21 protein-coding genes are annotated in these 25,768 nt (G+C 56.1%); 15 read left to right on the top strand and 6 right to left on the bottom strand.

The features are described 5' to 3' along the window. Nucleotides 1-19: 19 nt before the first annotated feature. Nucleotides 20-3,154 (bottom strand): exonuclease subunit SbcC, encoded by a 3,135-nt coding sequence (gene sbcC, locus PGR09_RS00720; RefSeq protein ID WP_430915730.1) that lies wholly within the window; start codon nt 3,152-3,154, stop codon nt 20-22. Beyond that, nucleotides 3,151-4,353 (bottom strand): exonuclease subunit SbcD, encoded by a 1,203-nt coding sequence (gene sbcD / locus PGR09_RS00725; RefSeq protein ID WP_063416625.1) that lies wholly within the window; start codon nt 4,351-4,353, stop codon nt 3,151-3,153. The genes sbcC and sbcD overlap by 4 nt, the downstream gene beginning before the upstream one ends. Before the next feature lie 219 nt (nt 4,354-4,572). On the opposite strand from sbcD, the gene phoB reads away from it, so the two are divergent. From phoB to malZ, 5 genes are all read left to right on the top strand, one after another. Then, the gene (gene phoB / locus PGR09_RS00730) at nt 4,573-5,262 is read left to right on the top strand and encodes a phosphate response regulator transcription factor PhoB (RefSeq protein WP_004099401.1); all 690 of its coding nucleotides are present in this window, start codon (nt 4,573-4,575) and stop codon (nt 5,260-5,262) included. A 21-nt stretch (nt 5,263-5,283) separates the two neighbouring features. Beyond that, nucleotides 5,284-6,579 carry a phosphate regulon sensor histidine kinase PhoR gene (phoR, locus tag PGR09_RS00735; protein WP_045390952.1) on the top strand — a complete coding sequence of 432 codons (1,296 nt, stop codon included), beginning with the start codon at nt 5,284-5,286 and terminating at the stop codon, nt 6,577-6,579. Nucleotides 6,580-6,991: 412 nt separating this feature from the next. Beyond that, nucleotides 6,992-8,311, top strand: coding sequence for a branched-chain amino acid transporter carrier protein BrnQ (brnQ, locus tag PGR09_RS00740; RefSeq protein ID WP_047068039.1), 1,320 nt, complete (start codon nt 6,992-6,994; stop codon nt 8,309-8,311). 123 nt (nt 8,312-8,434) lie between these two features. Beyond that, entirely contained in the window at nt 8,435-9,808 is a 1,374-nt protein-coding gene (proY, locus tag PGR09_RS00745; protein WP_047044535.1) for a proline-specific permease ProY, read from the top strand. A 147-nt stretch (nt 9,809-9,955) separates the two neighbouring features. Continuing rightward, nucleotides 9,956-11,773 (top strand): maltodextrin glucosidase, encoded by a 1,818-nt coding sequence (gene malZ / locus PGR09_RS00750; RefSeq protein WP_430915731.1) that lies wholly within the window; start codon nt 9,956-9,958, stop codon nt 11,771-11,773. Here malZ and PGR09_RS00755 read toward each other — a convergent pair. After that, complete coding sequence (locus tag PGR09_RS00755; RefSeq protein ID WP_045390943.1) at nt 11,770-12,672, bottom strand: LysR family transcriptional regulator; 903 nt, start codon at nt 12,670-12,672, stop codon at nt 11,770-11,772. The genes malZ and PGR09_RS00755 overlap by 4 nt on opposite strands. A 277-nt stretch (nt 12,673-12,949) precedes the next feature. Between PGR09_RS00755 and PGR09_RS00760 the strand changes: the two genes are divergently transcribed. From PGR09_RS00760 to PGR09_RS00770, 3 genes are all read left to right on the top strand, one after another. Further along, the gene (locus tag PGR09_RS00760; RefSeq protein ID WP_045390940.1) at nt 12,950-13,591 is read left to right on the top strand and encodes a hydrolase; all 642 of its coding nucleotides are present in this window, start codon (nt 12,950-12,952) and stop codon (nt 13,589-13,591) included. 183 nt (nt 13,592-13,774) lie between these two features. Continuing rightward, nucleotides 13,775-14,320: an antibiotic biosynthesis monooxygenase gene (locus tag PGR09_RS00765; RefSeq protein WP_045390938.1), complete on the top strand. Its 546-nt coding sequence runs from the start codon at nt 13,775-13,777 to the stop codon at nt 14,318-14,320. 25 nt (nt 14,321-14,345) lie between these two features. Beyond that, nucleotides 14,346-16,214 (top strand): amidohydrolase, encoded by a 1,869-nt coding sequence (locus tag PGR09_RS00770; protein ID WP_047044530.1) that lies wholly within the window; start codon nt 14,346-14,348, stop codon nt 16,212-16,214. Nucleotides 16,215-16,316: 102 nt separating this feature from the next. Here the strand turns inward: PGR09_RS00770 and PGR09_RS00775 are convergent, their stop codons facing one another. Further along, nucleotides 16,317-16,919 (bottom strand): peroxiredoxin, encoded by a 603-nt coding sequence (locus tag PGR09_RS00775; protein WP_015368004.1) that lies wholly within the window; start codon nt 16,917-16,919, stop codon nt 16,317-16,319. Nucleotides 16,920-17,088: 169 nt separating this feature from the next. Next, complete coding sequence (gene acpH, locus PGR09_RS00780; protein ID WP_045390931.1) at nt 17,089-17,670, bottom strand: ACP phosphodiesterase; 582 nt, start codon at nt 17,668-17,670, stop codon at nt 17,089-17,091. Nucleotides 17,671-17,820: 150 nt separating this feature from the next. Between acpH and queA the strand changes: the two genes are divergently transcribed. From queA to PGR09_RS00815, 7 genes are all read left to right on the top strand, one after another. Next, on the top strand, nt 17,821-18,885 hold the full coding sequence (queA, locus tag PGR09_RS00785; RefSeq protein WP_015368002.1) for a tRNA preQ1(34) S-adenosylmethionine ribosyltransferase-isomerase QueA: 1,065 nt from the start codon (nt 17,821-17,823) through the stop codon (nt 18,883-18,885). Nucleotides 18,886-18,993: 108 nt separating this feature from the next. Continuing rightward, nucleotides 18,994-20,121 carry a tRNA guanosine(34) transglycosylase Tgt gene (gene tgt, locus PGR09_RS00790; RefSeq protein WP_015368001.1) on the top strand — a complete coding sequence of 376 codons (1,128 nt, stop codon included), beginning with the start codon at nt 18,994-18,996 and terminating at the stop codon, nt 20,119-20,121. A 22-nt stretch (nt 20,122-20,143) separates the two neighbouring features. Then, nucleotides 20,144-20,476, top strand: coding sequence for a preprotein translocase subunit YajC (yajC, locus tag PGR09_RS00795; RefSeq protein WP_003859109.1), 333 nt, complete (start codon nt 20,144-20,146; stop codon nt 20,474-20,476). A gap of 26 nt (nt 20,477-20,502) precedes the next feature. Beyond that, entirely contained in the window at nt 20,503-22,350 is a 1,848-nt protein-coding gene (gene secD / locus PGR09_RS00800) for a protein translocase subunit SecD (protein WP_015704558.1), read from the top strand. A 10-nt stretch (nt 22,351-22,360) separates the two neighbouring features. Then, a complete protein-coding gene (gene secF, locus PGR09_RS00805) occupies nt 22,361-23,332 on the top strand; it encodes a protein translocase subunit SecF (protein WP_015367999.1) in 972 nt (323 codons plus the stop codon). A gap of 136 nt (nt 23,333-23,468) precedes the next feature. After that, nucleotides 23,469-23,834: a VOC family protein gene (locus PGR09_RS00810; protein ID WP_047044525.1), complete on the top strand. Its 366-nt coding sequence runs from the start codon at nt 23,469-23,471 to the stop codon at nt 23,832-23,834. 24 nt (nt 23,835-23,858) lie between these two features. Then, the gene (locus PGR09_RS00815) at nt 23,859-24,548 is read left to right on the top strand and encodes a helix-turn-helix transcriptional regulator (protein WP_047078662.1); all 690 of its coding nucleotides are present in this window, start codon (nt 23,859-23,861) and stop codon (nt 24,546-24,548) included. Nucleotides 24,549-24,604: 56 nt separating this feature from the next. Here the strand turns inward: PGR09_RS00815 and PGR09_RS00820 are convergent, their stop codons facing one another. After that, nucleotides 24,605-25,489: a nucleoside-specific channel-forming protein Tsx gene (locus PGR09_RS00820; protein WP_015367996.1), complete on the bottom strand. Its 885-nt coding sequence runs from the start codon at nt 25,487-25,489 to the stop codon at nt 24,605-24,607. Nucleotides 25,490-25,768: the final 279 nt, after the last annotated feature.

Here is a 25,768-nt window from a genome sequence, read left to right on the forward strand (position 1 = left end):
TTAGGGTGAGGAGAAGACTTCACTCCACCGCAAACGCTTTCTCCAACCGGCTGTATCCCAGACCGTTTATCTTTTTCACTTTAATCTGCACCGGGATGCGTTCTTTCATCGCCTCGACGTGGCTAATCACGCCAATAACTTTGCCGCTGGCGTTAAGCGCGTCGAGCGCATCCAGCGCGGTATCCAGCGTTTCGCTATCCAGGGTGCCGAATCCTTCATCAAGGAAGAGCGAATCAATTCGCGTCTTATGGCTCACCAGGTCAGATAGCGCCAGCGCCAGCGCGAGGCTCACAAGGAAGCTTTCGCCGCCGGAAAGCGTGCGGGTATCGCGCACCGCGTCGGCCTGCCAGGTGTCCACCACTTCCAGCTCCAGCGCCTCGCTGGCTTTGCGTTGCAGCAAGTAGCGACCATGCAGGCGGTTGAGCTGCTGGTTAGCCAGCCACACCAGATTATCCAGCGTCAGCCCCTGGGCGAATTTACGGAACTTATCGCCCTCTTTTGAACCAATGAGCGCATTCAGCCAGGCCCAGTCTTCGACCTGCTGCGCGGCTTGTTCCATCTGCTGGCGTAATGATTGCTGGCGCTGTTGGTTATCGCTGTTTTGCTTCAACTGCTGGCGGATCTCACCCTGACGGGCGCTGTTTTCCCGCAACTGGCGCGCCAGTTGCTCCAGCCTATTCTCTCGCTGCTCCAGCGGCTGGTTGATATCAATATCGCCGGGCGGCTGTTGCTGATGGCGTTCAAGCGACGCCTGCGCCCGCAGGGCCAGCGTTTGGTTCTGCTGAACTTCTTTTTCCAGCGTCTGCTTGAGTTGTTCCAGCCGCTGGCGGCTAGCCTCGTCAAGCAAAGCGGCAAGAAAGGCCGTTTGGTCGGCAAACGGGCTGGCGGCCAGCGCGGCGGTAAACTGCTTTTCGCTTTCCTTCACCTGCGCCTGCTGTTGGCTTTCCTGCTGGCCCAGCGTTTGCCACTGGCTCTGTAGCGCCAGGCAATCATCATGCACCTGCCGCCAGCCCTCCAGCGGCGCGGGAACGACGGTTTCCGTTGACTCGGGCAGGGTTTCCAGCAGCGGCGTTAGCTGTTGGCGTTGCTCCTGCAGCGCGGCGGCTTCATTTTGTTTCGCCTGCCAGCTGTGGGTCTCGGCTTCGCGCTGGGCCAGCCAGTCGTTAGCCTCCGCGGCAGGCGGAAGCGCCAGGGAATAAACCTCCAGTTCCGCCTGCAGGGCGCGACGGCGCTGTTCGAGATCCTGCTGTAACTGCTGGAGCTGCTGCTGGCTCTCTTGCTGTTGCGCCTGCCAGGCCAGTCGTTGTTGATGCTGATACAGCTGCTGTTCATGCTGCTGTTGGCTATCAAGCCAGCCGGCAATATCATCCTGCGGCGTTAGCGCGATCGCTAATTCCGCGAGGGTGGCTTGCCATTGAGAGGTGAGCGCTTGCTCCTGCTGCAGAAGCGATGTTTTCTCGTCAGCGTCTTTTTGCTGTTGTTTAAGCAACGCTTCAAGCTGGCCGCGCAGCTGCGCGCCTTCTTCCGCCAGCTGTCGCACTTCCCGATCCAGCGCGTCGCGGCGGGTTTGGTTGATGCCGGGCACCAGCGCCTGGTATTCCGCCACCGCCGGATGATGTGCGGAACCGCACAGTGGACAAGGCGCGCCTGGCTGCAGGCGGGCGCGCTCGGCTTCCAGCCCGGCGATACGCGCTTCCAGTTCGCAGATGGCTTTTACATCGCTGAGCTGTTGATTTTTTTCCTTCCACGCCTGACGGCGCTGTTGTAGCGCGGCTTCAAGCTTCTCTTTTTCCTGCTGTGAGGCGTTTTCCGCGCTCTGTAGCTGCTGCAGACGCAGGAACAGCGGCTGCAGCTGGCGATGGAGGGTTGAGAGCTGCTGGCGCAGCGGGCGGGCGGCGGCATGCTGTGCCAGCTCGCGGCTGACCTGCTGCGCATCGAGGGTTAGCGCGGTGGCCGGCAATTCGCCGAGCTTACGGCTGGCATCCTGCAGGCGCTGCTGTAGCGTCAACTCTTGCTGAGCGTCGCGGTTAAGCTGTTGGAAGGTGGCTTTCCAGCCTGCCAGCGCCGTACTCCACTGCAGGAATCGCTCGTGCGCTTTAAGCCACTCATTTAACGATTGCTGGCTGGATTCTAGTTGAGCCAGGCGTTGTTGGGCTGCCAGGCGGATCCCGGCGCGACGGCGCAGGCTGTCCTGTAAGCGAGTATTTACTTCCTCAACCTGACGGCGGGTTTGCGCCAGCGCGGTACTGTGTTCCTGCAGCCGCGACCATAATGGGCGCAGTTGCTCTGCCGGCTGCGCGGTTTGTAGCGCAGCCAGCTGCGGCGCGGCGGCTTCCTGCGCCAGTAACGCCTGCTGTAAAGCGGCCTGCGCCTGGGTGGCTTCCGCGTTTAGCTCCTGACGGCGGCGCAGCCACTGTAGGGCATTTTGCTGGCGGGTCTGTTCGGCAAGCTGCTGCTGTTCTTCAGCAGTAAGTACTTGCAAACTTTGCTGTAACGCCTGCTGCTGCTCATCATTTAATAGTACGACGCCGGAGGCCTGCGCCTGCAGCTTCTCCAGCTCAATGCGGGCGAGTTTATGTTTTTCAAAGACCTGCGCGGAAATTTGCCCGTAAATTTCAGTCCCGGTCAGCTCTTCTAGCAGCTCGGCGCGCTCTTTCGGTTTGGCATTGAGGAAAGCGGCGAATTGTCCCTGCGAAAGCAGCATTGAACGGGTAAAGCGCCCATAGTCGAGGCCGGTAATTGATGCCGTCAGCTCCAGTTTGTCTTTGACCTTGTCGGCAAGAATTTTACCGTCGTCGCAGCGCGCCAGCTCAACGCGCGGCGCCTGTAGATTGCCATCCGGCTGGTTGCGGGCGCGGTTCTGGCTCCAGAAGGCGCGATAGGCGGTGCCCCGGACCTCAAATTCAACTTCCGCCAGGCACTCGGCGGTGTCGCGGGTCATCAGATCGTTTTGCGATTGCGATACGCTGCTCAGGCGCGGCGTTTCGTGGTACAGCGCGAGACAGATGGCATCTAACAGGGTGGTTTTCCCGGCGCCGGTCGGCCCGGTAATCGCGAATAACCCATTGCTGGCGAATGGTTCAGCGGTAAAGTCGATTTTCCATTCGCCTTTCAGCGAGTTAAGGTTTTTCAGGCGTAGGCTCAGGATTCTCACAGGTGTTCCTCACCGTTCAGGCTATGCAGCGTTTCCGTAAACAGTTGCTCCAGCCGCTGTTGCTGTGGAGCATCAAGGGTTTCCAGCGCCAGGCGGCGGGCAAACACCTCTTCCACCTGCAGTTCGCTCAGCGTTTCTCGCTGAACGCCGGCCAGAATGCGTTCACGCTGGGCGCGACTGCGGCGCACCAGCAGCACTTCCACCGGCAGTGATTCGGTCTGCTGCTGAATTTTTCTTTGGATATCGTGCAGGTATTCATCGCTGGTGATTTCGATATCCAGCCAGACCGGCGGCTGCTGCGCGCTATCCTGCCACTGCTGAAGCTGTTCGGTGATGCTGGCGAAATCGCCTTTCAGTACCGCCAGCGGCTGGGTGATCGGCACCGTTAGCGGGGTGACTTCACTGAGCTTGCCCTCGCTGAATGAGACCAGATTAACGCTTTTGTTTTTTCCGGTTTCATCAAAACTCAGCGGCAGCGGCGAACCGCTGTAGCGAATATGCTCGCAGCCGCCGACCATCTGGGCGCGATGAATATGACCGAGCGCGATGTAATCGGCGGGCGGGAAGTGGTTGGCCGGGAAGGCGTCGAGGGTACCGATATAGATTTCACGGACCGCGTCGCTTTTGCTGGCGCCGACGGTGGTGAGGTGGCCGCTGGCAATAATCGGTAATACGCGTTCGCCGCGCAGGTCGCAGGCCTGCTGATATTGCTGCTGATAATAGTCGCTGATGGCGGTGAGCAACTGCTGCTGTTTTTCGCCGCTGGAGTGGCCAGCCTGGCTGACCACCAGTTCGCGCGGGCGCAAAAACGGCACCGGGCAGAAGACTGCGCCGGGCGTGCCGTCGCGCCGCGGCAAGATAAAGGGCGCGTGGCCGGCGTTGGCGACCACGGTGGTTTTCAGGAAGGCGAGTATTTCGCGCGACTCGTTTAACGTCGCCACCGAATCGTGGTTGCCCGCCAGCACCACCAACTGGCAGCCGGTTGGCTGCAGCTGAACGACAAAACGGTTATACAGTTCGCGGGCGTAGCTCGGCGGAGAGCCGGTATCAAAAATATCGCCGGCGACGATAATGGCATCCACCTCGTGTTCCTGCGCGCGTTCCAGCAGCCAGTCGAGAAAGGCGGCGTGTTCGTCCGCGCGGCTTTTGCTGTAGAAGTTCTGGCCGAGGTGCCAGTCGGAGGTATGAAGGATGCGCATAAAAATTCCGTTGCGATAAAAGCCAGGCGGCCATTATAACGTTGATCCTGCCGCCCGTATTCCTTTTGCCCTATTACGGCGAGACAGGATGCGTTAAGTGCGTGTCATCATTCAAAAACCGCATTCATCAGACGGTCATTTTTTCATAAATCTGTCACAAATCTGACGCATAATGGCCGCGCACTTCTATACTGATGGCTAAAAAACACAGGGTAAATAATGGCGAGAAGAATTCTGGTCGTTGAAGATGAAGCTCCAATCCGCGAAATGGTCTGCTTTGTTCTGGAGCAAAACGGCTTTCAGCCCGTCGAGGCGGAAGATTTTGACAGTGCGGTGAATCAACTCAATGAACCCTGGCCCGATTTGATTCTCCTCGACTGGATGTTGCCGGGCGGATCGGGGCTACAGTTTATTAAACAGCTTAAGCGCGAAGCGATGACCCGCGATATTCCGGTGGTGATGCTGACGGCGCGCGGCGAAGAAGAAGATCGCGTTCGCGGTCTGGAAACCGGCGCGGATGATTATATTACCAAACCGTTTTCGCCGAAGGAGCTGGTGGCGCGAATTAAGGCGGTGATGCGCCGTATTTCGCCAATGGCGGTTGAAGAGGTGATTGAGATGCAGGGGCTGAGCCTGGATCCTTCCTCGCATCGCGTCATGACCGGTGAAAATCCGCTGGATATGGGGCCGACCGAGTTTAAATTATTACACTTCTTTATGACCCACCCGGAACGCGTATACAGCCGTGAACAGCTGCTGAATCACGTTTGGGGAACCAACGTTTACGTTGAAGACCGGACGGTGGATGTGCATATTCGCCGCCTGCGCAAAGCGCTGGAACATAGCGGCCATGACCGAATGGTACAGACGGTTCGCGGCACGGGATATCGTTTCTCCGCCCGTTTCTGAATTTTGACAGGAGTGTGACCCGTGCTGGAACGGCTGTCATGGAAAAGGCTGGCGCTTGAGCTTTTCTTATGTTGTATCCCGGCCCTGATCCTCGGGGCGTTTTTCGGTCATCTGCCGTGGTTTTTACTGGCGGCGGTGACCGGGTTGCTTATTTGGCATTTCTGGAATTTGTTACGTCTGTCATGGTGGCTGTGGGTCGATCGCAGTATGACACCGCCGCCGGGAAGCGGCAGTTGGGAACCGCTGCTGTATGGTCTGCATCAAATGCAGATGCGTAATAAAAAACGTCGCCGCGAGCTGGGAAGCCTTATCAAGCGCTTTCGCAGCGGGGCGGAATCCTTACCCGATGCGGTGGTGCTGACCACCGAAGAGGGCGCTATCTTCTGGTGTAATGGCCTGGCGCAACAAATCCTTAATCTACGCTGGCCGGACGATAGCGGGCAGAATATCCTCAACCTGCTGCGCTACCCAGAGTTTGCTAACTATCTGAAAAACCGTGATTTCACCAAGCCCCTTAATCTGGTGCTCAATAACGCCCGTCATCTGGAAATTCGCGTGATGCCTTATAGCGATAAACAGTGGTTGATGGTGGCGCGCGATGTCACGCAAATGCACCAGTTGGAAGGCGCGCGGCGTAACTTTTTCGCCAACGTCAGCCACGAGCTGCGCACGCCGCTCACCGTACTGCAGGGTTATCTCGAGATGATGCAGGAGCAGGTGCTGGAAGGGCCGACGCGGGAAAAAGCCCTGCATACCATGCGTGAGCAAACGCAGCGGATGGAAGGGTTGGTGAAGCAGTTGCTGACGCTCTCGCGTATTGAAGCCGCGCCGGTGCTGGCGATGAACGATAAAATCGACGTCCCGATGATGCTGCGGGTGGTTGAGCGCGAGGCGCAAACGCTAAGCCAGGGTAAGCATCAGTTGCACTTTAGCGTCGACGAAACGCTCCAGGTGATGGGTAACGAAGAGCAGTTGCGCAGCGCGATTTCCAATCTGGTGTACAACGCCGTAAACCATACGCCAGCGGGAACCGAGATCCGCGTCGTCTGGCAGCGGGCGCCGCACGGCGCGCTGTTTAGCGTTGAGGATAACGGCCCGGGCATTGCGCCTGAGCATCTACCCCGGCTAACCGAGCGGTTCTACCGCGTCGACAAGGCGCGCTCCCGGCAAACCGGCGGCAGCGGTTTAGGGCTGGCTATCGTGAAACACGCGGTCAGCCATCACGAAAGCCGCCTGGAAATCGAAAGTACGGTCGGGAAGGGAACGCGCTTTAGCTTCCTGCTGCCGGAACGTTTAATTGCCAAAAATGTCGCCTGACGCGGCGTTTGTCAGCTTTCCTTGCCAATGACCAGCTTCGGCTGGTCATTTTCATTTGCAGTCAACTTTACGTTGCGTATTAAACGAACGCCTGGTTATTTATTGTTCGCATGATTAGCCACGCGTTTTGCGTCGTTATGGTCAATTAATCCAGGTTAAAAATCATAGTTAGCATAATCATCTGGTTTTACGATCCCACCTTGCTTTAAAACGTTATAAGCGTTTAAATTGCCCCCTATGCAGTCCCGGTAAGACTGCTTTTGCGTGGTAATTCAAAAAACAATTCTTTTCCACGCCGCTTCGAGAGCATATCTCGCTGAGTTTACAGGCAATGGCCGCTGTATCATCCCGAAAGGAAGGCACGGTATTTTTCCGTTTTTACAACACCACATCCACAGGCAGTAATGAATTTATGACCCATCAGTTAAAATCTCGCGACATCATCGCGCTGGGCTTTATGACCTTCGCGCTGTTCGTTGGCGCAGGCAACATTATCTTCCCTCCGATGGTTGGCTTACAGGCCGGCGAACACGTCTGGACCGCAGCCATTGGCTTCCTGATCACCGCCGTGGGTCTGCCAGTGCTAACGGTGGTCGCGCTGGCGAAAGTCGGCGGCGGCGTTGAGCGTCTGAGCTCGCCTATCGGCAAAGTTGCGGGCATTCTGCTGGCCGTGGTGTGCTACCTGGCGGTTGGGCCGCTGTTCGCGACCCCGCGTACCGCGACCGTTTCATTTGAAGTGGGGATTGCCCCGCTGACCGGCGACGGCACGCTGCCGCTGCTTATCTATAGCGTTATCTATTTCGCGCTGGTGATTCTGGTTTCCCTCTATCCTGGCAAACTGCTGGATACCGTCGGCAACTTCCTGGCGCCGCTGAAAATTATCGCCCTGGTCGTGCTCGCGGTGGCCGCGGTTATCTGGCCGGCTGGCCCGATTAGCGACGCGATGGAAGCCTATCGTACCGCTCCGTTCTCTAATGGTTTCGTCAATGGTTATCTGACCATGGACACGCTGGGGGCGATGGTCTTTGGTATCGTTATCGTTAATGCCGCACGTTCTCGCGGCGTTAGCGAAGCCCGATTGCTGACTCGCTACACCGTCTGGGCTGGTCTGATGGCCGGCGTGGGCCTGACGTTGCTGTACCTGGCGCTGTTCCGCCTGGGTTCCGATAGCGCGACGCTGGTCGATCAGTCGGCAAACGGCGCGGCTATTCTGCACTCCTACGTGCAGCATACCTTCGGCGGCGCGGGCAGCTTCCTGCTGGCGGCATTGATATTTATCGCCTGTCTGGTCACCGCGGTTGGCCTGACCTGCGCTTGCGCTGAGTTCTTCGCGCAGTATCTGCCGCTGTCGTATCGTTCGCTGGTGTTTATTCTCGGCCTGTTCTCCATGGCGGTTTCTAACCTGGGGCTCAGCCATCTGATTCAGATCTCGATTCCGGTGTTAACCGCTATCTATCCGCCGTGTATCGCACTGGTGGTATTAAGCTTTACCCGCGGTTGGTGGCATAATTCCTCCCGCGTTATCGCGCCGGCAATGTTTATCAGCCTGATGTTTGGTATCATTGATGGCGTTAAAGCATCGGCGTTCGCAGATATTCTGCCGCAATGGACCGCGAGCCTGCCGCTGGCAGCGCAAGGTCTGGCATGGTTGCTGCCAACCGCGGTGATGGCCGTGCTGGCCGCGATCATCGATCGCGCAGCGGGTAGCCCGGTGGTCTCAAAAGCCCATTAACCGACGCTTTACGCAGGTGTTTAACCACGGGACTTAAGGTCCCGTGGTTTTTTGTTTTTTTGGTCATTCCCTTTTGCGTTTTGCCCCCGCAAAGCACAAACGAGAAAAACGGCATGGAACACGATGGAAAGTAGTAACAAGCTTAAGCGCGGGCTAAGTACCCGGCACATTCGCTTTATGGCCCTTGGTTCCGCTATTGGTACCGGCCTGTTCTATGGTTCGGCAGACGCCATTAAAATGGCGGGGCCGAGCGTATTGTTGGCATACATTATCGGCGGCGTGGCGGCGTATATCATCATGCGCGCGCTGGGCGAAATGTCGGTGCATAACCCTTCCGCCAGCTCTTTCTCGCGTTATGCGCAGGAGAACCTCGGCGGGCTGGCCGGCTATATCACCGGCTGGACCTATTGTTTTGAAATCCTGATCGTCGCGATTGCCGACGTGACCGCCTTCGGTATCTATATGGGTGTCTGGTTCCCGGCGGTGCCGCACTGGATATGGGTACTGAGCGTGGTGCTGATTATCTGCGCCGTCAATCTGATGAGCGTCAAGGTGTTCGGCGAACTGGAGTTCTGGTTCTCATTCTTTAAAGTCGCCACGATTATCATCATGATCCTCGCCGGTTTCGGCATCATCATCTGGGGTATCGGCAACGGCGGTCAGCCAACCGGGATTCATAACTTATGGAGTAACGGCGGTTTCTTCAGTAACGGCTGGCTGGGGATGGTGATGTCGCTGCAGATGGTGATGTTCGCCTACGGCGGGATTGAGATTATCGGTATCACCGCCGGTGAAGCGAAGGATCCGGAAAAATCGATTCCGCGGGCGATTAATTCGGTGCCGATGCGTATCCTGGTGTTCTACGTGGGGACGCTGTTCGTCATTATGTCTATCTATCCCTGGAACCTGGTGGGGACTAACGGCAGCCCGTTCGTGTTGACCTTCCAGCATATGGGAATTACCTTCGCCGCCGGCATCCTGAACTTCGTGGTGTTAACCGCCTCGTTGTCGGCGATTAACAGCGACGTATTCGGCGTTGGTCGTATGCTGCACGGAATGGCCGAACAGGGGAGCGCGCCGAAGGTATTCGCCAAAACGTCGCGTCGCGGTACGCCATGGGTGACGGTGCTGGTGATGACCGTGGCGCTGCTGTTTGCGGTCTATCTCAACTACATCATGCCGGAAAACGTCTTCCTGGTGATTGCCTCGCTGGCGACCTTCGCCACGGTGTGGGTGTGGATTATGATCCTGCTGTCGCAAATCGCTTTCCGTCGTCGCCTGTCGCCGGAAGAGGTTAAGGCGCTGAAGTTTAAAGTGCCGGGCGGCGTGGCCACCACCGTGGTCGGCCTGCTGTTCCTGGTCTTTATCATCGCGCTTATCGGCTACCATCCGGATACCCGCATATCGCTGTACGTCGGCTTTGCGTGGATCGCGCTGCTGCTCGTTGGCTGGAAAATTAAGACCCGCCGCGACCGTCAGTTAGCCCAGGCGCAGTAATTCTCCGCTCTTCCGGGTCCGGCTTTGCCGCGGCCCGGAAAAATCACATCCTCCTCCTTTCTCCTCCCCCAATTATTCTATTGATGATGAGTTATACGCCGGTTCACTGTGGCAAGGTGTGGCCATTACGCAAAAAGAGGAATGATGATGTTGAAGGCCTGGCACCTGCCGGTTGCTCCTTTTATTAAAGAGCAGCAGGAACGACTCGTTATCACATTGTGGCTAAGCGGCGAAACGATGCCGCAGCGCATTACGCTGCGCGCGGAAGAAGACAATGAAGAGCTGTCGTTGCCCATGCAGCGCCTGCGCCAATCCCCACACGCCGATGTCGTCGCCTGGCGTGGAGAGATCAACCTGACGAACGGCCAGCCGCGCCGCCGCTATAGCTTTAAGCTGCTGTGGGCGGACCGTCAGCTGTGGTTTACGCCGCAGGGTTTTCAGCGTTTTCCGCCCGCACGGCTGGAGCAGTTTGCGGTTGATGTGCCGGATAGCGGCCCGCAGTGGGTCGCCGATCAGGTCTTTTATCAAATTTTCCCCGACCGTTTCGCCCGTAGCGAGGCGCGAGAAGCCGGGCAGGACCAGGTTTATTACCACCATGCGGCCGGCCAGGATATTGTGCTAAAAGCGTGGGATGAGCCGTTAACCGGCGAGGCGGGCGGTTCGACCTTTTATGGCGGCGATCTCGACGGTATTAGCGAGAAGCTTCCTTATCTGAAGCAGCTTGGCGTGACCGCGCTGTATCTCAACCCAGTATTCGTCGCGCCCAGCGTACATAAATACGATACCGCTGATTACCGCCGTGTCGATCCGCAGTTCGGTGGCGATGCCGCGCTGCTGCGCCTGCGCCACAATACGCAGCGTGAAGGGATGCGGCTGATACTCGACGGCGTGTTTAACCATACCGGTGACTCGCACCCGTGGTTCGATCGCCACCAGCAGACTAGTAACGGCGCCTGCCATCGGCCGGATTCACCGTGGCGTGAGTGGTTTAATTTTTCCCCGGACGGGGTAGCGCATAACTGGCTGGGTTACGCCAGTCTGCCAAAACTTGACTACCGTTCATCGAGCCTGGTTAATGAAATCTATGCGGGCGAAGACAGCGTGGTGCGCCACTGGTTAAAAGCGCCGTGGAGTATGGACGGCTGGCGGCTGGACGTGGTGCATATGCTGGGCGAAGATGGCGGCGCGCGCAACAACCTGCGCCATATTGCCGGTATCACCCAAGCGGCGAAGCGGGAGCAGGCGGAGGCTTTTGTATTCGGCGAACATTTCGGCGATGCGCGCCAGTGGCTGCAGGCTGATGCCGAAGATGCGGCGATGAACTATCGCGGTTTTACCTTCCCGCTGTGGGGGTTCCTCGCTAATACCGATATCTCCTACGATCCGCAGCACATCGATGCGCAAACCTGTATGGCGTGGATGGACAACTATCGCGCCGGACTGTCGCATCAGCAGCAATTGCGGATGTTTAACCAACTGGATAGCCACGATACCGCGCGTTTCAAATCCTTGCTGGGTAAAGATGTGGCGCGACTGCCGCTGGCGGTGGTCTGGCTGTTCTGCTGGCCGGGCGTTCCGTGTATTTACTATGGTGATGAAGTCGGCGTCGATGGCAACAACGATCCCTTCTGCCGTAAACCCTTCCCATGGGATCCGGCACTGCAGGATGAAACCTTGTTGGCGTTATATAAACGTATGACCACCTTGCGTAAGGGGCATCAGGCGCTGCGCTACGGCGGCTGCCAGGTCATCTATGCGGAAGATAACGTGGTGGTCTTTGTTCGCGTTTATAAACAGCTGCGGGTGCTGGTGGCGATAAACCGCGGTCACGCCTGCGAGGTGGTAATCGACGCATCGCCGTTGCTGGAGGGGAAAACGTGGCAGCGTAAAGAAGGCGCGGGCGACATGCACGATGATGTGCTGAGTCTGCCCGCGATTTCCGCTAGCGTCTGGTGTAGCCGTTAACGGTAGAGCTGGCTCAGACAGCTGTCTTCTAGAATAGCTTCTCGCCACCAGCGCTGAGCCAGGCCGTTATTGCCGCTACGCCAGGCCATATAGGTAATATCTTTCTCACGGCTCGAAATCACCGGTTTCTCCAGCAACTCACCGCTCTCCAGCCACGGGCGGGCGATGTGGCGGGGCAGGAATCCGCACCCCAAACCGGCGCGCAGGAGCGCGACTTTGGTGGCGAAATCATCGACCCGGATTTGCTCCTGCTCATCGAGCAGGTTGCTGTTCAATGGATGACAGTAGCGGGCGCTATCGCTAATAACCACCGCGCGATGCAGGCTAAGCTGTTTGTTGGTCAGCGGTTGGGTCGTTTCCGCCAGCGGGTGGCCGGGCGCGACAACGAACACGTTGTCCATCGCGCCGAGCATTTTCCACGACCATTCCGCTGAAGTCGGCGGTTCGTTAATCGCCCCAAGAATAATATCCGCGCCGTTGTGAGTCAGCTCCTCCCACGAGCCTGCCAGAGTATGATGGGTAAAGTTGAGGCGGGTTTGCGGATATTGCGCGTAAAACTTTTCAATCAGCGGCAATAGGGCCTGGAAAGGAAAAGAGTCGTCCAGCGCAATCGCCAGATCCCGCTCCCAGCCGGAACTCAGCAGCTGCGCCTGTTTTTCCAGATCGTTGGCGGCATTGAGCAGCAGGCGCCCCTTTTCCAGCATCATTTTACCGGTATCGGTAAATTTCGCCCGGTGTCCGGAACGATCCAGCAGACTGATGTTCAGATCGCTTTCCAGTTTTTGGATCATGTAACTCAGCGCGGCGGGGGTTTTAAATAGCGACTCGGCCGCCAGCGCGAACGAGCCATGTCTATCCAGAGCATCAAGAATCAAAAGTACATCAAGGTTTAAACGCATTAGTTTCGATCCGTCAGTCTAATAATAACGTTGTTTTACCGAAGGGCCATGTTCAATTCCAGTGAATAAATTAGAACAGTTTCCCGTAATTTTTTGATTAGCTTTATTTAAATATTCAAACGGCCATTATTTTTACTCAAGTGAATTAAAACGGAAAGAATTCTTTAATAACTCGTTAGAAATTACTGACTATACTCATCATGCGTTATTGGCCACAATCAGCACAGCACAACGGCAGTGAATTATCTTCCTAACCAATTGATTAATAGGATATGTTATGTCTATTCGTGAACTGATTGATCCGTCTAATTCCACTCTTATTTTTATTGACCACCAGCCGCAAATGGCTTTTGGCGTGGCCAATATCGATCGCCAGACGCTGAAAAATAACACCGTCGCGTTGGCCAAAGCGGGCAAGATTTTTAACGTTCCTGTTATTTATACCTCTGTCGAAACCAAAAGCTTCAGCGGCTATATCTGGCCAGAACTGCTGGCGGTTCATCCGGAAGTGAAACCGATTGAACGTACTTCTATGAACTCATGGGAAGACGCCGGTTTTGTTAATGCGGTAAAAGCCACTGGACGTAAAAAACTGATTATTTCCGCGCTGTGGACCGAAGTGTGCCTGACTTTCCCGGCGCTGATGGCGCTGGAAGCAGGTTATGAAGTGTACGTGGTAACCGATACCTCCGGTGGTACCTCCGTTGACGCTCACGAGCGCGCCATCGACCGTATGGTGCAGGCCGGCGCCGTGCCGGTGACCTGGCAGCAGGTTCTGCTGGAGTACCAGCGCGACTGGTCACGTAAAGAGACTTACGACGCGGTGATGGATCTGGTTCGCGAACATAGCGGCGCCTACGGTATGGGCGTGGATTATGCTTATACCATGGTGCACGGCGCGCCGGAACGTAAAGCCTAAAACACTTCACCCTGCAAGCTGCCTCTTTGTTGGCTTCGTTTGCCCGCCCCGGTCACTGACTGATGTCAGCTCCCGGGGAAGGGCAATCTTGCCGCCTCAATGCGGCATGAATGATTTTGTGTATTGTCATTTATGGCTGATGGCGGGGGAAATCCCGCCATTCCCTGAAGCAAGGAATACTTAATGGCGCAACAGAAATCAGTGACGCTGGTCATCAGCCATCATCTCGATCCGCAAAACGGCCAGCGGTATGAAGCATGGTTGGGGAAAATCATGCCGGTTGCGGCGGAGTTTCCCGGCCATCTCGGCGCCAACGTGATCCGTCCGGCAGCCGGGCAAAATCTCTGGAGCGTGATTATTCGCTTCGACACCATTGAACATCTCTACGCCTGGACGCAGTCGGAAACCCGTCGTGAATTAGTCGCGGAAATCGCGCCGTATCTCAACGATGGCGATCGTACCGAAATCCGCACCGAACCGGCGTTCTGGTTTACCCCGCCTGCTGCCAACATTCGCCAGCCGCTGCGCTGGAAACAGTTTCTGATAACCCTGCTGGTCATCTTCCCGAGTACCAACCTGGTGCCGTGGTTGACCGGCATGGCGCTACCGGAGTTACGGGGAAGCTTGTTACTGCATCTGATTAACGATGCCCTGGTGGTCGCGTTGGTGGTCTGGCTGTGGATGCCAATCGTGACCCGTCTTTTTGCCGGCTGGTTGAAAAAAAACTAACTCAACCAGCTTAAAGGAGTGTGTTATGTCGCAAACTGCCACACTGATTCTGACCCACGGTCAGATTCATACGCTCGATCGCGCGAACCCACTGGCGGAAGCCGTGGCCATCGCCGAGGGAAAAATTCTCGCGACCGGAAGCCACGATCGAATAATGACGTTCGCCGCCGAGGGGACGCAAATTGTCGATCTTAAAGGCCATACGGTGATCCCGGGTCTTAACGACTCCCACCTGCATCTGATTCGCGGCGGCCTGAACTATAACCTCGAGCTGCGCTGGGAAGGCGTGCCATCGCTGGCGGATGCGCTGCGTATGCTAAAAGATCAGGCCGATCGCACCCCGTCGCCGCAGTGGGTGAGGGTAGTCGGCGGCTGGAGCGAATTCCAGTTTGCCGAACGCCGCATGCCGACGCTGGAAGAGCTGAATGAAGCGGCGCCTGACACGCCGGTATTCGTACTCCATCTGTACGATCGCGCGCTGCTTAACCGCGCGGCGCTGAAAGCCGTTGGTTATACCAAAGAGACGCCGGATCCGGCGGGCGGCGAGATCGTTCGCGATAACAACGGCAACCCGACCGGGATGCTGATCGCCAAACCGAATGCCATGATCCTGTATGCCACGCTGGCCAAAGGGCCGAAGCTGCCGCTCGATCTGCAGGTCAACTCAACGCGCCAGTTTATGCGTGAACTGAACCGTTTAGGATTAACCAGCGCCATCGATGCCGGCGGTGGTTTCCAGAACTACCCGGAAGATTACGAAATTATCGAGCAACTGCATGCCAAAGAGCAGATGACCGTTCGTATCGCCTACAACCTCTTTACCCAGCGGCCGAAGCAGGAGCTGGATGATTTCGAGCGCTGGACCGACATGCTGAAGCCGGGGCAGGGCACCGATTTCTATCGTGCCAACGGCGCTGGTGAAATGCTGGTCTTCTCGGCGGCGGATTTTGAAGACTTCCTGCAGCCGCGGCCGGATCTGCCGCAAGGCATGGAGGATGAGCTGGAGCGGGTGGTTCGTCATCTGGTGGAACATCGCTGGCCGTTCCGTCTGCATGCCACCTACGATGAGTCGATTAGCCGAATGCTGGATGTGTTCGAGAAGGTGAACCGCGATATTCCATTTAACGGCCTGCACTGGTTCTTCGACCACGCCGAGACCATCACCGAACGTAATATTGAACGCGTGAAGGCGTTAGGCGGCGGTATCGCGGTGCAGCACCGGATGGCCTTCCAGGGCGAGTATTTTGTCGACCGCTACGGCAAAGAGGCGGTGAAACATACGCCGCCGGTGGCGAAAATGCTGGAACTGGACGTACCGGTAGGGCTGGGTACCGATGCGACCCGCGTCGCCAGTTATAACCCGTGGACCGCGCTGTACTGGCTGGTTTCCGGGCGTACCGTCGGCGGCATGGCGATGTACGATGATAACAACCGTCTGCCGCGCGACGTCGCCCTTGAGCTATGGACCGCCGGTAGCGCGTGGTTCTCCAGCGAGCAGGGTAAAAAAGGACGTATTGAGAAAGGGCAACTGGCTGACCTGGTGGTGCTGTCAAAAGACTACTTCAGCGTTGCGGAAGAGGAAATCAAAGGCATTGAGTCGGTATTGACCATCGTTGATGGCAAGGTGGTGTACGCGGCCGGTCATTTCTCGCCGCTGGCGCCGCCGCCAATTCCGGTATTGCCGGAGTGGTCGCCGGTGGTAAAAGTGCCAGGGCATTATCGCTCGGCGCCGCCTGCGGCCGCGAAGATTGGCGCGGTAGTGCAGATGCACCAGTGCTGCGGCAGCTGCGGCGTGCATGGACATCAGCATGATATTGCGCGCAAGTCGTCGATTCCGGTGGCGGATGAGCAGGCTTTCTGGGGCGTATTAGGCTGTTCTTGCTTCGCGTTCTGATACTTTTGCCCGGTGGCGCTGCGCTTACCGGGCCTACAATAAATATAACAGGCACAAAAAAGGCTCGCATTTGCGAGCCTTTTGACTAAAACGTCTAGCCGATTACAGGCTGGATACGTTCTCGGTCAGGTATTTAGCTACGCCTTCCGGAGAAGCGGCCATACCTTCTTTTCCTTTTTCCCACTGAGCCGGGCAAACTTCACCGTGCTCTTCGTGGAACTGCAGCGCGTCAACCATACGCAGCATTTCGTCGATGTTACGGCCCAGCGGCAGGTCGTTAACAACCTGGTGGCGAACGATGCCGTTAGCGTCGATCAGGAAGGAACCGCGCAGCGCAACGCCTTCGTCCGGATGCTCGATGCCGTATGCTTTCTGAATTTCACGTTTGATGTCGGCAACCATCGCGTATTTAACCGGGCCGATACCGCCCTGGTCTACCGGAGTGTTACGCCATGCGTTGTGAACGAACTCGGAGTCAAAGGAAACGCCAACCACTTCTACGCCGCGTTTCTGGAATTCTTCATAGCGCTTGTCGAAAGCGATCAGTTCAGACGGGCAAACGAAAGTGAAGTCCATTGGCCAGAAGAACAGGACGGTAGCTTTACCGTTGGTGTGCTGTTTGAAGTTGAATTTCTCAACGATTTCGCCGTTACCTAATACTGCTGCAGCGGTAAAGTCCGGAGCCTGACGAGTAACCAGAACCATATGATTCTCCTGTTATTACTAAGGTTAATTGGAACGCAACGCGGGCCAGTATAGGCAGAGGCGGGCAGGAACTCAATGCGGCGCTGACAATCGATGAGATAGATTTTGCCTATTGATAATTATTCAATAGCGTTTTCAGAATAATCGTTTTGTGAGAAAGCGCAAGGTTTTACAGCGTTCTCTTTTTCGCCTGATCCATCATTCGCGGATAAAAACGCCAGAATTGCTGTTCCAGTTGCCCATAGTGGTTATCAAGGTCGTACCATGAATCACGCAGCGCATCGAGGCGCGGGCGGCGGCTGGCCATACCGTTCAGGACGCGCTGAATGAATTCCATATCCTGATAACGTTCCAGCCAGCGTTCGGACCACATATATTCGTTGAGATTAACAAAGCGCGGCGGCGAATCCGGCAGAATTTGCGCCACCTGCGCGTGGGCGTAGCGCACGAACTCGTTTAGTGGCAGATCCGGCGACAGCTGCGCCCAGTGATGCGACAGGAAATGGTCCCACATCACGTCGAGGGAAATCGGCGCGACCCGGCGGGTCTCGGGGCGAAACCATTCGCGCGCCGTTTTAACTTCCGCCAGATTGTCGGTCATTACATCTATACGCCGATGCATATAAATGCCGTCAACCACATCCTCAGGATACTCGCCCTGCGGGTTACCGCGGACAAAATCGGCCAGCAGGTTGCCCGGCAGCGAGCTATCCGCAAGATGGGCGAGGTGTAAATGCGCGAGAAAATTCATATCAACTTCAATCCTTCACACGGTCATGGCGTTCTTGCTGGTTAATCATGGTATTCCGCTATTATATCCAGCGTTGAATAGGGTAACGGTTGCAGGAAGACCCGCCCGGCACTAGACTACCCGCCTCTTTATTTAGTCTGAGTCATCGTCATGCGCGTTACCGATTTTTCCTTTGAATTACCTGAATCCCTGATTGCTCACTATCCACAGCCGGAGCGCAGTAGCTGCCGCTTGCTGTCGCTGGACGGGCCGACGGGCGCGCTGACGCACGGTACTTTCACCGATCTGCTCGATAAGCTCAACCCTGGCGATTTGCTGGTCTTTAACAATACCCGGGTGATCCCGGCGCGTCTGTTTGGCCGTAAAGCCAGCGGCGGCAAGATTGAAGTGCTGGTCGAGCGCATGCTGGACGATAAACGTATTCTGGCACATATTCGCGCCTCTAAAGCGCCGAAGCCGGGGGCGGAGCTGCTGTTAGGCGATGACGAGAGCATTAACGCCACGATGCTGGCGCGCCACGGCGCGCTGTTTGAAGTTGAATTCAACGATGAGCGCCCGGTGCTCGATATCCTGAACAGCATCGGTCATATGCCGCTGCCGCCGTATATCGACCGCCCGGACGAAGACGCCGATCGCGAGCTGTACCAGACGGTATACGGCACCAAGCCGGGCGCGGTCGCCGCGCCGACCGCCGGCCTGCATTTTGACGATCCGCTGCTGGAAAAACTGCGCGCGAAAGGCATCGAGATGGCGTTTGTGACGCTGCACGTTGGCGCGGGGACCTTCCAGCCGGTGCGCGTTGACAGCATCGAAGAGCACATCATGCACTCTGAGTATGCGGAAGTGCCGCAGGATGTGGTCGATGCGGTTCTGGCGGCGAAAGCGCGCGGCAACCGCGTCATCGCCGTCGGCACCACTTCCGTGCGTTCGCTGGAAAGCGCGGCGCAGGCGGCTAAAAATGGCCTGATTGAGCCGTTCTTTGCCGATACGCAGATCTTTATCTATCCGGGATATCAGTACAAAGTCATCGATGCGCTGGTGACTAACTTCCATCTCCCTGAATCCACACTGATTATGCTGGTCTCCGCTTTCGCTGGCTATCAGCACACCATGAACGCCTATAAGGCTGCGGTAGAACAAAAATATCGCTTTTTTAGCTACGGGGACGCGATGTTTATCACGTACAATCCGCAGGCTATTTCTGAGCGTCCCTAAAAAGGCCGGCACGCCGGCTTTCTGACGCCTTGACGCATTTTTTAGCCACGGAATCATTCCGTGGCGAGTATTTAAACGTCGGACTGTTTTTCTGACGCAGGAGCAATGATGAAATTTGAACTTGATACCACCGATGGCCGCGCGCGTCGCGGCCGTTTGGTGTTTGATCGCGGCGTGGTTGAAACGCCAGCCTTCATGCCCGTTGGCACCTACGGCACCGTCAAAGGGATGACGCCGGAAGAAGTTGAAGCCACCGGCGCGCAAATCATCCTCGGCAACACCTTCCACCTGTGGCTGCGCCCGGGCCAGGAAATCATGAAGCTGCACGGCGACCTGCATGATTTCATGCAGTGGAAAGGGCCGATCCTCACCGATTCCGGCGGCTTCCAGGTTTTCAGCCTTGGCGATATCCGTAAAATCACCGAACAGGGCGTGCATTTCCGCAATCCGATCAACGGCGATCCGATTTTCCTCGATCCGGAAAAATCGATGGAGATTCAGTACGATCTCGGTTCCGATATCGTGATGATCTTCGACGAATGTACGCCGTACCCGGCGGACTGGGATTACGCTAAGCGTTCGATGGAAATGTCTCTGCGCTGGGCCAAGCGCAGCCGTGACCGTTTCGATGGCCTCGGCAACAAAAACGCGCTCTTTGGCATCATTCAGGGCAGCGTTTACGAAGATTTACGAGATATCTCGGTGAAAGGTCTGGTAGAGATTGGCTTTGATGGCTACGCTGTCGGCGGTTTGGCTGTCGGCGAGCCGAAGGAAGACATGCACCGTATCCTGGAGCACGTTTGCCCGCAGATCCCGGCAGATAAACCGCGATACCTGATGGGCGTCGGGAAACCGGAAGACCTGGTGGAAGGGGTACGTCGCGGCATCGATATGTTTGACTGCGTTATGCCGACGCGCAACGCGCGTAACGGCCATCTGTTCGTGACCGATGGCGTAGTGAAAATCCGCAACGCGAAGCATAAAAGCGATACATCGCCGCTGGATGCCGAGTGCGATTGCTATACGTGTCGCAATTATTCACGTGCTTACTTGCATCATCTTGATCGTTGCAACGAAATATTGGGCGCGCGCCTCAATACCATTCATAACCTGCGCTACTATCAGCGTTTAATGGCTGGTTTACGCAAGGCTATCGAAGAGGGTAAATTAGAGAGCTTCGTGACCGATTTTTACCAACGTCAGGGGCGTTCCGTTCCTCCTTTGAACGTTGATTAATTTTAATAATGAGGGAATTTCAATGAGCTTTTTTATTTCTGATGCGGTAGCAGCAACCGGCGCGCCGGCGCAGGGCAGCCCAATGTCTCTGATTCTGATGCTGGTGGTGTTCGGTCTGATTTTTTACTTCATGATCCTGCGCCCACAGCAGAAACGTACTAAAGAGCACAAGAATCTGATGAACTCCATCGCCAAAGGTGATGAAGTCCTGACTAACGGCGGTCTGGTTGGTCGCGTGACTAAAGTCGCGGAAAACGGCTACATCGCTATCGCGCTGAACGATACCACCGAAGTGGTTATCAAACGTGACTTCGTAGCTGCCGTTCTGCCGAAAGGCACCATGAAGGCGCTGTAATTACCATTTTCCCTAAGGGAACTGCCGTGTTAAACCGTTATCCTTTGTGGAAGTACGTTATGCTGGTCGTCGTGATTATCGTCGGCCTGATTTACGCGCTTCCCAACCTGTATGGTGAGGATCCGGCTGTTCAAATCACTGGCGCGCGCGGCGTCGCCGCCAGTGAGCAAACGCTGATCCAGGTCCAGAAAACTTTACAAGAAGAAAAAATCACCGCGAAGTCTGTGGCACTGGAAGAGGGCGCAATTCTTGCGCGCTTCGACACCACCGATACTCAGCTGCGAGCGCGCGAAGCGCTGGTAAATCTGCTGGGTGACAAATACGTCGTGGCGCTAAACCTTGCTCCGGCGACCCCGCGCTGGCTGGCGGCGATGTATGCCGAGCCGATGAAGCTGGGTCTTGACCTGCGCGGCGGCGTGCACTTCCTGATGGAAGTGGACATGGATACCGCATTAGGCAAACTGCAGGAACAAAACATCGATAGCCTGCGCAGCGAGCTGCGTGACAAAGGCATTCCTTACTCTACCGTGCGTAAGGAAGACAACTACGGTCTGAGCATCGTCTTCCGCGACAGCGCGGCGCGCGATCAGGCTATCTCTTATCTCAGCCCGCGCCATCGCGATCTGGTTATTTCAAGCCAGGGTAACAATGCGCTGAAAGCGGTGATGACCGACGAACGTCTGAAAGAAGCCCGTGAATACGCCGTTCAGCAGAACATCAACATTCTGCGTAACCGCGTAAACCAGCTCGGCGTGGCCGAACCGCTGGTTCAGCGTCAGGGTTCCGACCGTATCGTGGTTGAACTGCCGGGTATCCAGGATACCGCGCGTGCGAAGGAAATCCTTGGCGCGACCGCGACGCTGGAATTCCGTCTGGTGAACACCAACGTCGATCAGTCCGCAGCCGCTTCTGGCCGCGTACCGGGCGATTCGGAAGTGAAAGACACCCGTGAAGGCCGTCCGGTGGTGCTGTATAAGCGCGTGATCCTGACCGGCGACCATATCACCGACTCCACTTCCAGCATGGACGAGTACAACCAGCCGCAGGTTAACATCTCGCTCGATAGCGCAGGTGGCAACATTATGTCTAACTTCACCAAGGACAACATCGGTAAACCGATGGCGACCCTGTTCGTGGAGTACAAAGACAGCGGTAAGAAAGATGCCAACGGTCGCGCTATCCTTGCGAAAGAGGAAGAGGTGATTAACATCGCCAACATCCAGTCTCGCCTTGGCAATAGCTTCCGTATCACCGGTATCAGCAACCCGACCGAGGCGCGCCAGCTTTCTCTGCTGCTGCGTGCGGGCGCACTGATTGCGCCGATTCAGATTGTTGAAGAGCGTACTATCGGCCCAACTCTGGGTATGCAGAACATCAAGCAGGGCCTGGAAGCATGTCTGGCCGGTCTGGTGGTCTCTATCCTGTTCATGATCTTCTTCTATAAGAAGTTCGGTCTGATTGCGACCTCTGCGCTGATTGCTAACCTGGTGCTGATTGTCGGCATTATGTCCCTGATTCCTGGGGCGACGCTGACCATGCCGGGGATCGCGGGTATCGTCTTAACCCTTGCGGTGGCGGTCGATGCTAACGTACTGATTAATGAGCGTATCAAAGAAGAGCTGAGCAACGGACGTACCGTTCAGCAGGCGATTGACGAAGGTTATAAGGGCGCATTTAGCTCCATCTTCGACGCCAACGTGACGACGCTGATTAAGGTTATCATCCTGTACGCGGTCGGTACCGGTGCCATTAAAGGGTTTGCGATTACTACCGGTATCGGTATCGCGACCTCAATGTTTACCGCTATCGTCGGCACCCGTGCCATCGTGAACCTGCTGTACGGCGGCAAGCGCGTGAAAAAGCTGTCTATCTGAGGAGTGCGTTGTGGCACAGGAATATACTGTTGAACAATTGAACCACGGCCGTAAAGTCTGGGACTTTATGCGCTGGGACTACTGGGCCTTCGGCATTTCAGGCTTTCTGCTGATTGTGTCGATCGCCATCATCGGCGTCCGCGGGTTTAACTGGGGTCTTGATTTCACCGGCGGTACGGTGATTGAAATTACCCTCGAAAAACCGGTTGATATGGACCAGCTGCGCGATTCGCTGCAGAAAGCGGGCTTTGAAGAGCCGCAGCTGCAGAACTTCGGCAGCAGCCGCGACATCATGGTGCGTATGCCGCCGGTACACGATGCCAACGGCAGCCAGGAGCTGGGCAGTAAAGTCGTTAACGTGATTAACGAATCGACTAGCCAAAGCGCGACGGTGAAACGAATTGAGTTCGTTGGCCCGAGCGTGGGCGCGGACCTTGCGCAAACCGGCGCTCTGGCGCTGATTGCGGCGCTGGTGTGTATCCTTATCTATGTCGGCTTCCGCTTTGAATGGCGACTGGCGGCAGGGGTGGTTATCGCGCTGGCGCACGACGTGGTGATTACCATGGGCGTGCTGTCGTTGTTCCACATCGAGATTGACCTGACCATCGTCGCATCGTTGATGTCGGTCATCGGTTACTCGTTGAACGATAGTATCGTGGTTTCGGACCGTATCCGTGAAAACTTCCGTAAGATCCGTCGCGGTACGCCGTACGAAATCTTTAACGTGTCGTTGACCCAGACGCTGCACCGTACCTTGATCACCTCCGGTACCACCCTGATGGTGATCCTGATGCTGTTCCTCTTCGGCGGCCCGATTCTGGAAGGCTTCTCGCTGACCATGCTGATTGGTGTATCCATCGGTACGGCTTCTTCTATCTACGTCGCGTCCGCGCTGGCGTTGAAGCTGGGCATGAAGCGCGAGCATCTGATCCAGCAGAAGGTCGAAAAAGAAGGGGCGGATCAGCCGTCTATTCTGCCGTAATCCGGTTCAGTTGATATAAAGCAATCCCGGCCTCGATGGCCGGGATTTTTTTTGCCCGCCAGAAACCTGCTGACAGTATGCTGTCAGGAGCCCTCTCGTACACTGCTTCTGAACTCACTAACGAGCTGGAGGAAGTATGAACAACGTGATTAACTGGTTTGAAATTCCGGTCGCTGATATGGATCGCGCCGTCGCGTTTTATGAGCCGGTAATGCAGGTGACGCTACGGCGTGAAACCATGGATTGCGCGGACCTGGCCGTCTTCCCGCATCAGGACCCGGCCCCCGGCGGCGCGTTGGCTAAATTTGACGGTATCGCGCCATCGCCGCAGGGCGCTATTATTTATCTGCACACCGACAACCTTGCCGCCACGCTGGATCGCGTCGCCTCGGCGGGTGGGGCGTGTGTATTTGGCCCGTTGACGCTGCCGAATGATATTGGCGCCATCGCCCTGTTTACCGACAGCGAAGGCAACCGCGTAGGCTTGCATCAACCGGCTTAACCTCACTATTTAGCGAAACGAGAAATGACCCGACGCGCCGACCGTTTATTTCAGATAGTGCAGATCCTGCGCGGCAGGCGGCTAACTACCGCGGCGTTGCTGGCTGAGCGGTTGGGCGTGTCGGAGCGTACCGTCTATCGCGATATTCGCGACCTTTCGCTCTCCGGTGTCCCGGTTGAGGGGGAGGCAGGGAGCGGTTATCGTCTGCTGGCGGGCTACGACCTGCCGCCACTCATGTTGACCGCCAAAGAATCCGAAGCGCTCATTGCGGCGATTCGACTGTTAAAAACCTGGGGCGGCGATGCGCTTTCGCAGTCGCTGGAGTCAGCCCAGGAAAAAATGCTGGCGATTTTGCCGGAGGAGAGGCGGCGCAAAGCGGAGCAGACCCGGCTGTTTGCCCCTGATCTTGGCGCGCATCGCTATGCTAAAACCCATTTTGACGTTATCCATCAGGCCGTATCCAATCAGCAGGTATTACAGCTTCACTATCAGGATGAATCCGGTCAGGTGACGCGGCGTGAAGTGTTGCCGCTGGGGCTGTTTTTCTGGGGGGAACGCTGGCTGCTGGTGGCCTGGTGCGAACTGCGCAGTGATTATCGTAACTTTCGTCTCGATCGTTGTCTGGAGGTAAGGGCGACCGAGCGTCGTTTCAGCGAGTGCGCCGACCGTTCATTAAGCGATTTCTTACGTAAGGTGAGATGTGAGGAGCGATAAAAAAACGCCCGGTTGGCGTAAAACGCGTCCCGGGCGCTGTCTTGCTGTATTAGCAATTAGAAGTTGTAACCGACAACGAAGTAACCACCCCAGCCGGTAGAGCGAACGCTGAAGTCGCCATCGCCGAAGTTCAGCTTGGCATCATCAGCCCACTGGCCGCCGTTATGGAAGTAACGCGCGACGATAGAGTAGTGCCAGTGCGCGTAGTTCAGCGCCAGAATATGGCTGGACGCAATAGAGTTGCTGGTACGCGCGTGCTTACCGTTCATATCGTAGAAGTTATCGTCGCCGAGGTCAGAACCCCAGTCGAAGTTGGTGAAGCCGATATAGCTCAGCGAACCGCCCCACAGGTCGGTCAGCGGAACGAAGTATTTCACCTTGAAGCGGTAGCCGTCCCACTCGTTTTCGTTGGACGCGCCGTAGTTCTGCCACTGGTATTTGGCATAGATGTTCAGCGACAGGCTCATCGGCAGACCGGTATCGATGTCGGTACCCAGACCCATGTACCAGGTGCTCTGCTCCTGCGAGTCGTTACGGCCCATATCGTAGATATAGTTGTTCGCGAAGTACCACTCTTTGAACGGCCCGAAGCTCAGATCGGTGTTAGTCAGCTTGTCGATAGAGAAACGCGGTTCGATCTCCATAAACAACGGGGAGCCTTTGTTCCAGATACCTTTCGCCGTGCTGTTGCCGCCGAAGAAGACCGGGGCATCAATATAGCCGTAGAAATCAAACCAATCTTTTTTAGCAAACGCTTCGTATTCCAGATAGGTATCGTTACGGATCTGCGGTCCAAAACGGGTGTGGTAGCTGCCGACCACGTTCACACTCTGGTGCCACCAATCAGACAGGTACTGCGGTTTTTCAGTTTCTGCCGCGCCAGCGGTGAAAGAAGCGGAAAGCGCCACAACAGCGCTCGCTGCCAGTAATGTTTTTTTCATGTTGATGCCACTGTTTAAATTAAGCCAAAAGGCGTTAAGAAAATTGCCGAAGCGTTGCTAAATATTTCGTCTTTCTGTGGGGGTCTATTATAGAAATCATTGCTCACAAAAATACGTGTTGTTTCACATAACCAGAACATGCGTAATCGATTGCGTTCACGATTCTATGCATTTCTTGACAAAATGCTACTGAAAATCGCCATCAGGAACGATTTCTAATGAACTCTTATGAAAAGTTGTAAATGGATAATATCGAGTGATGAAAGCGGGTCGCCGGGC

This window comes from Klebsiella sp. 141251 (assembly GCF_050600725.1).
In the GTDB taxonomy this organism is placed as follows: domain Bacteria; phylum Pseudomonadota; class Gammaproteobacteria; order Enterobacterales; family Enterobacteriaceae; genus Klebsiella; species Klebsiella aerogenes.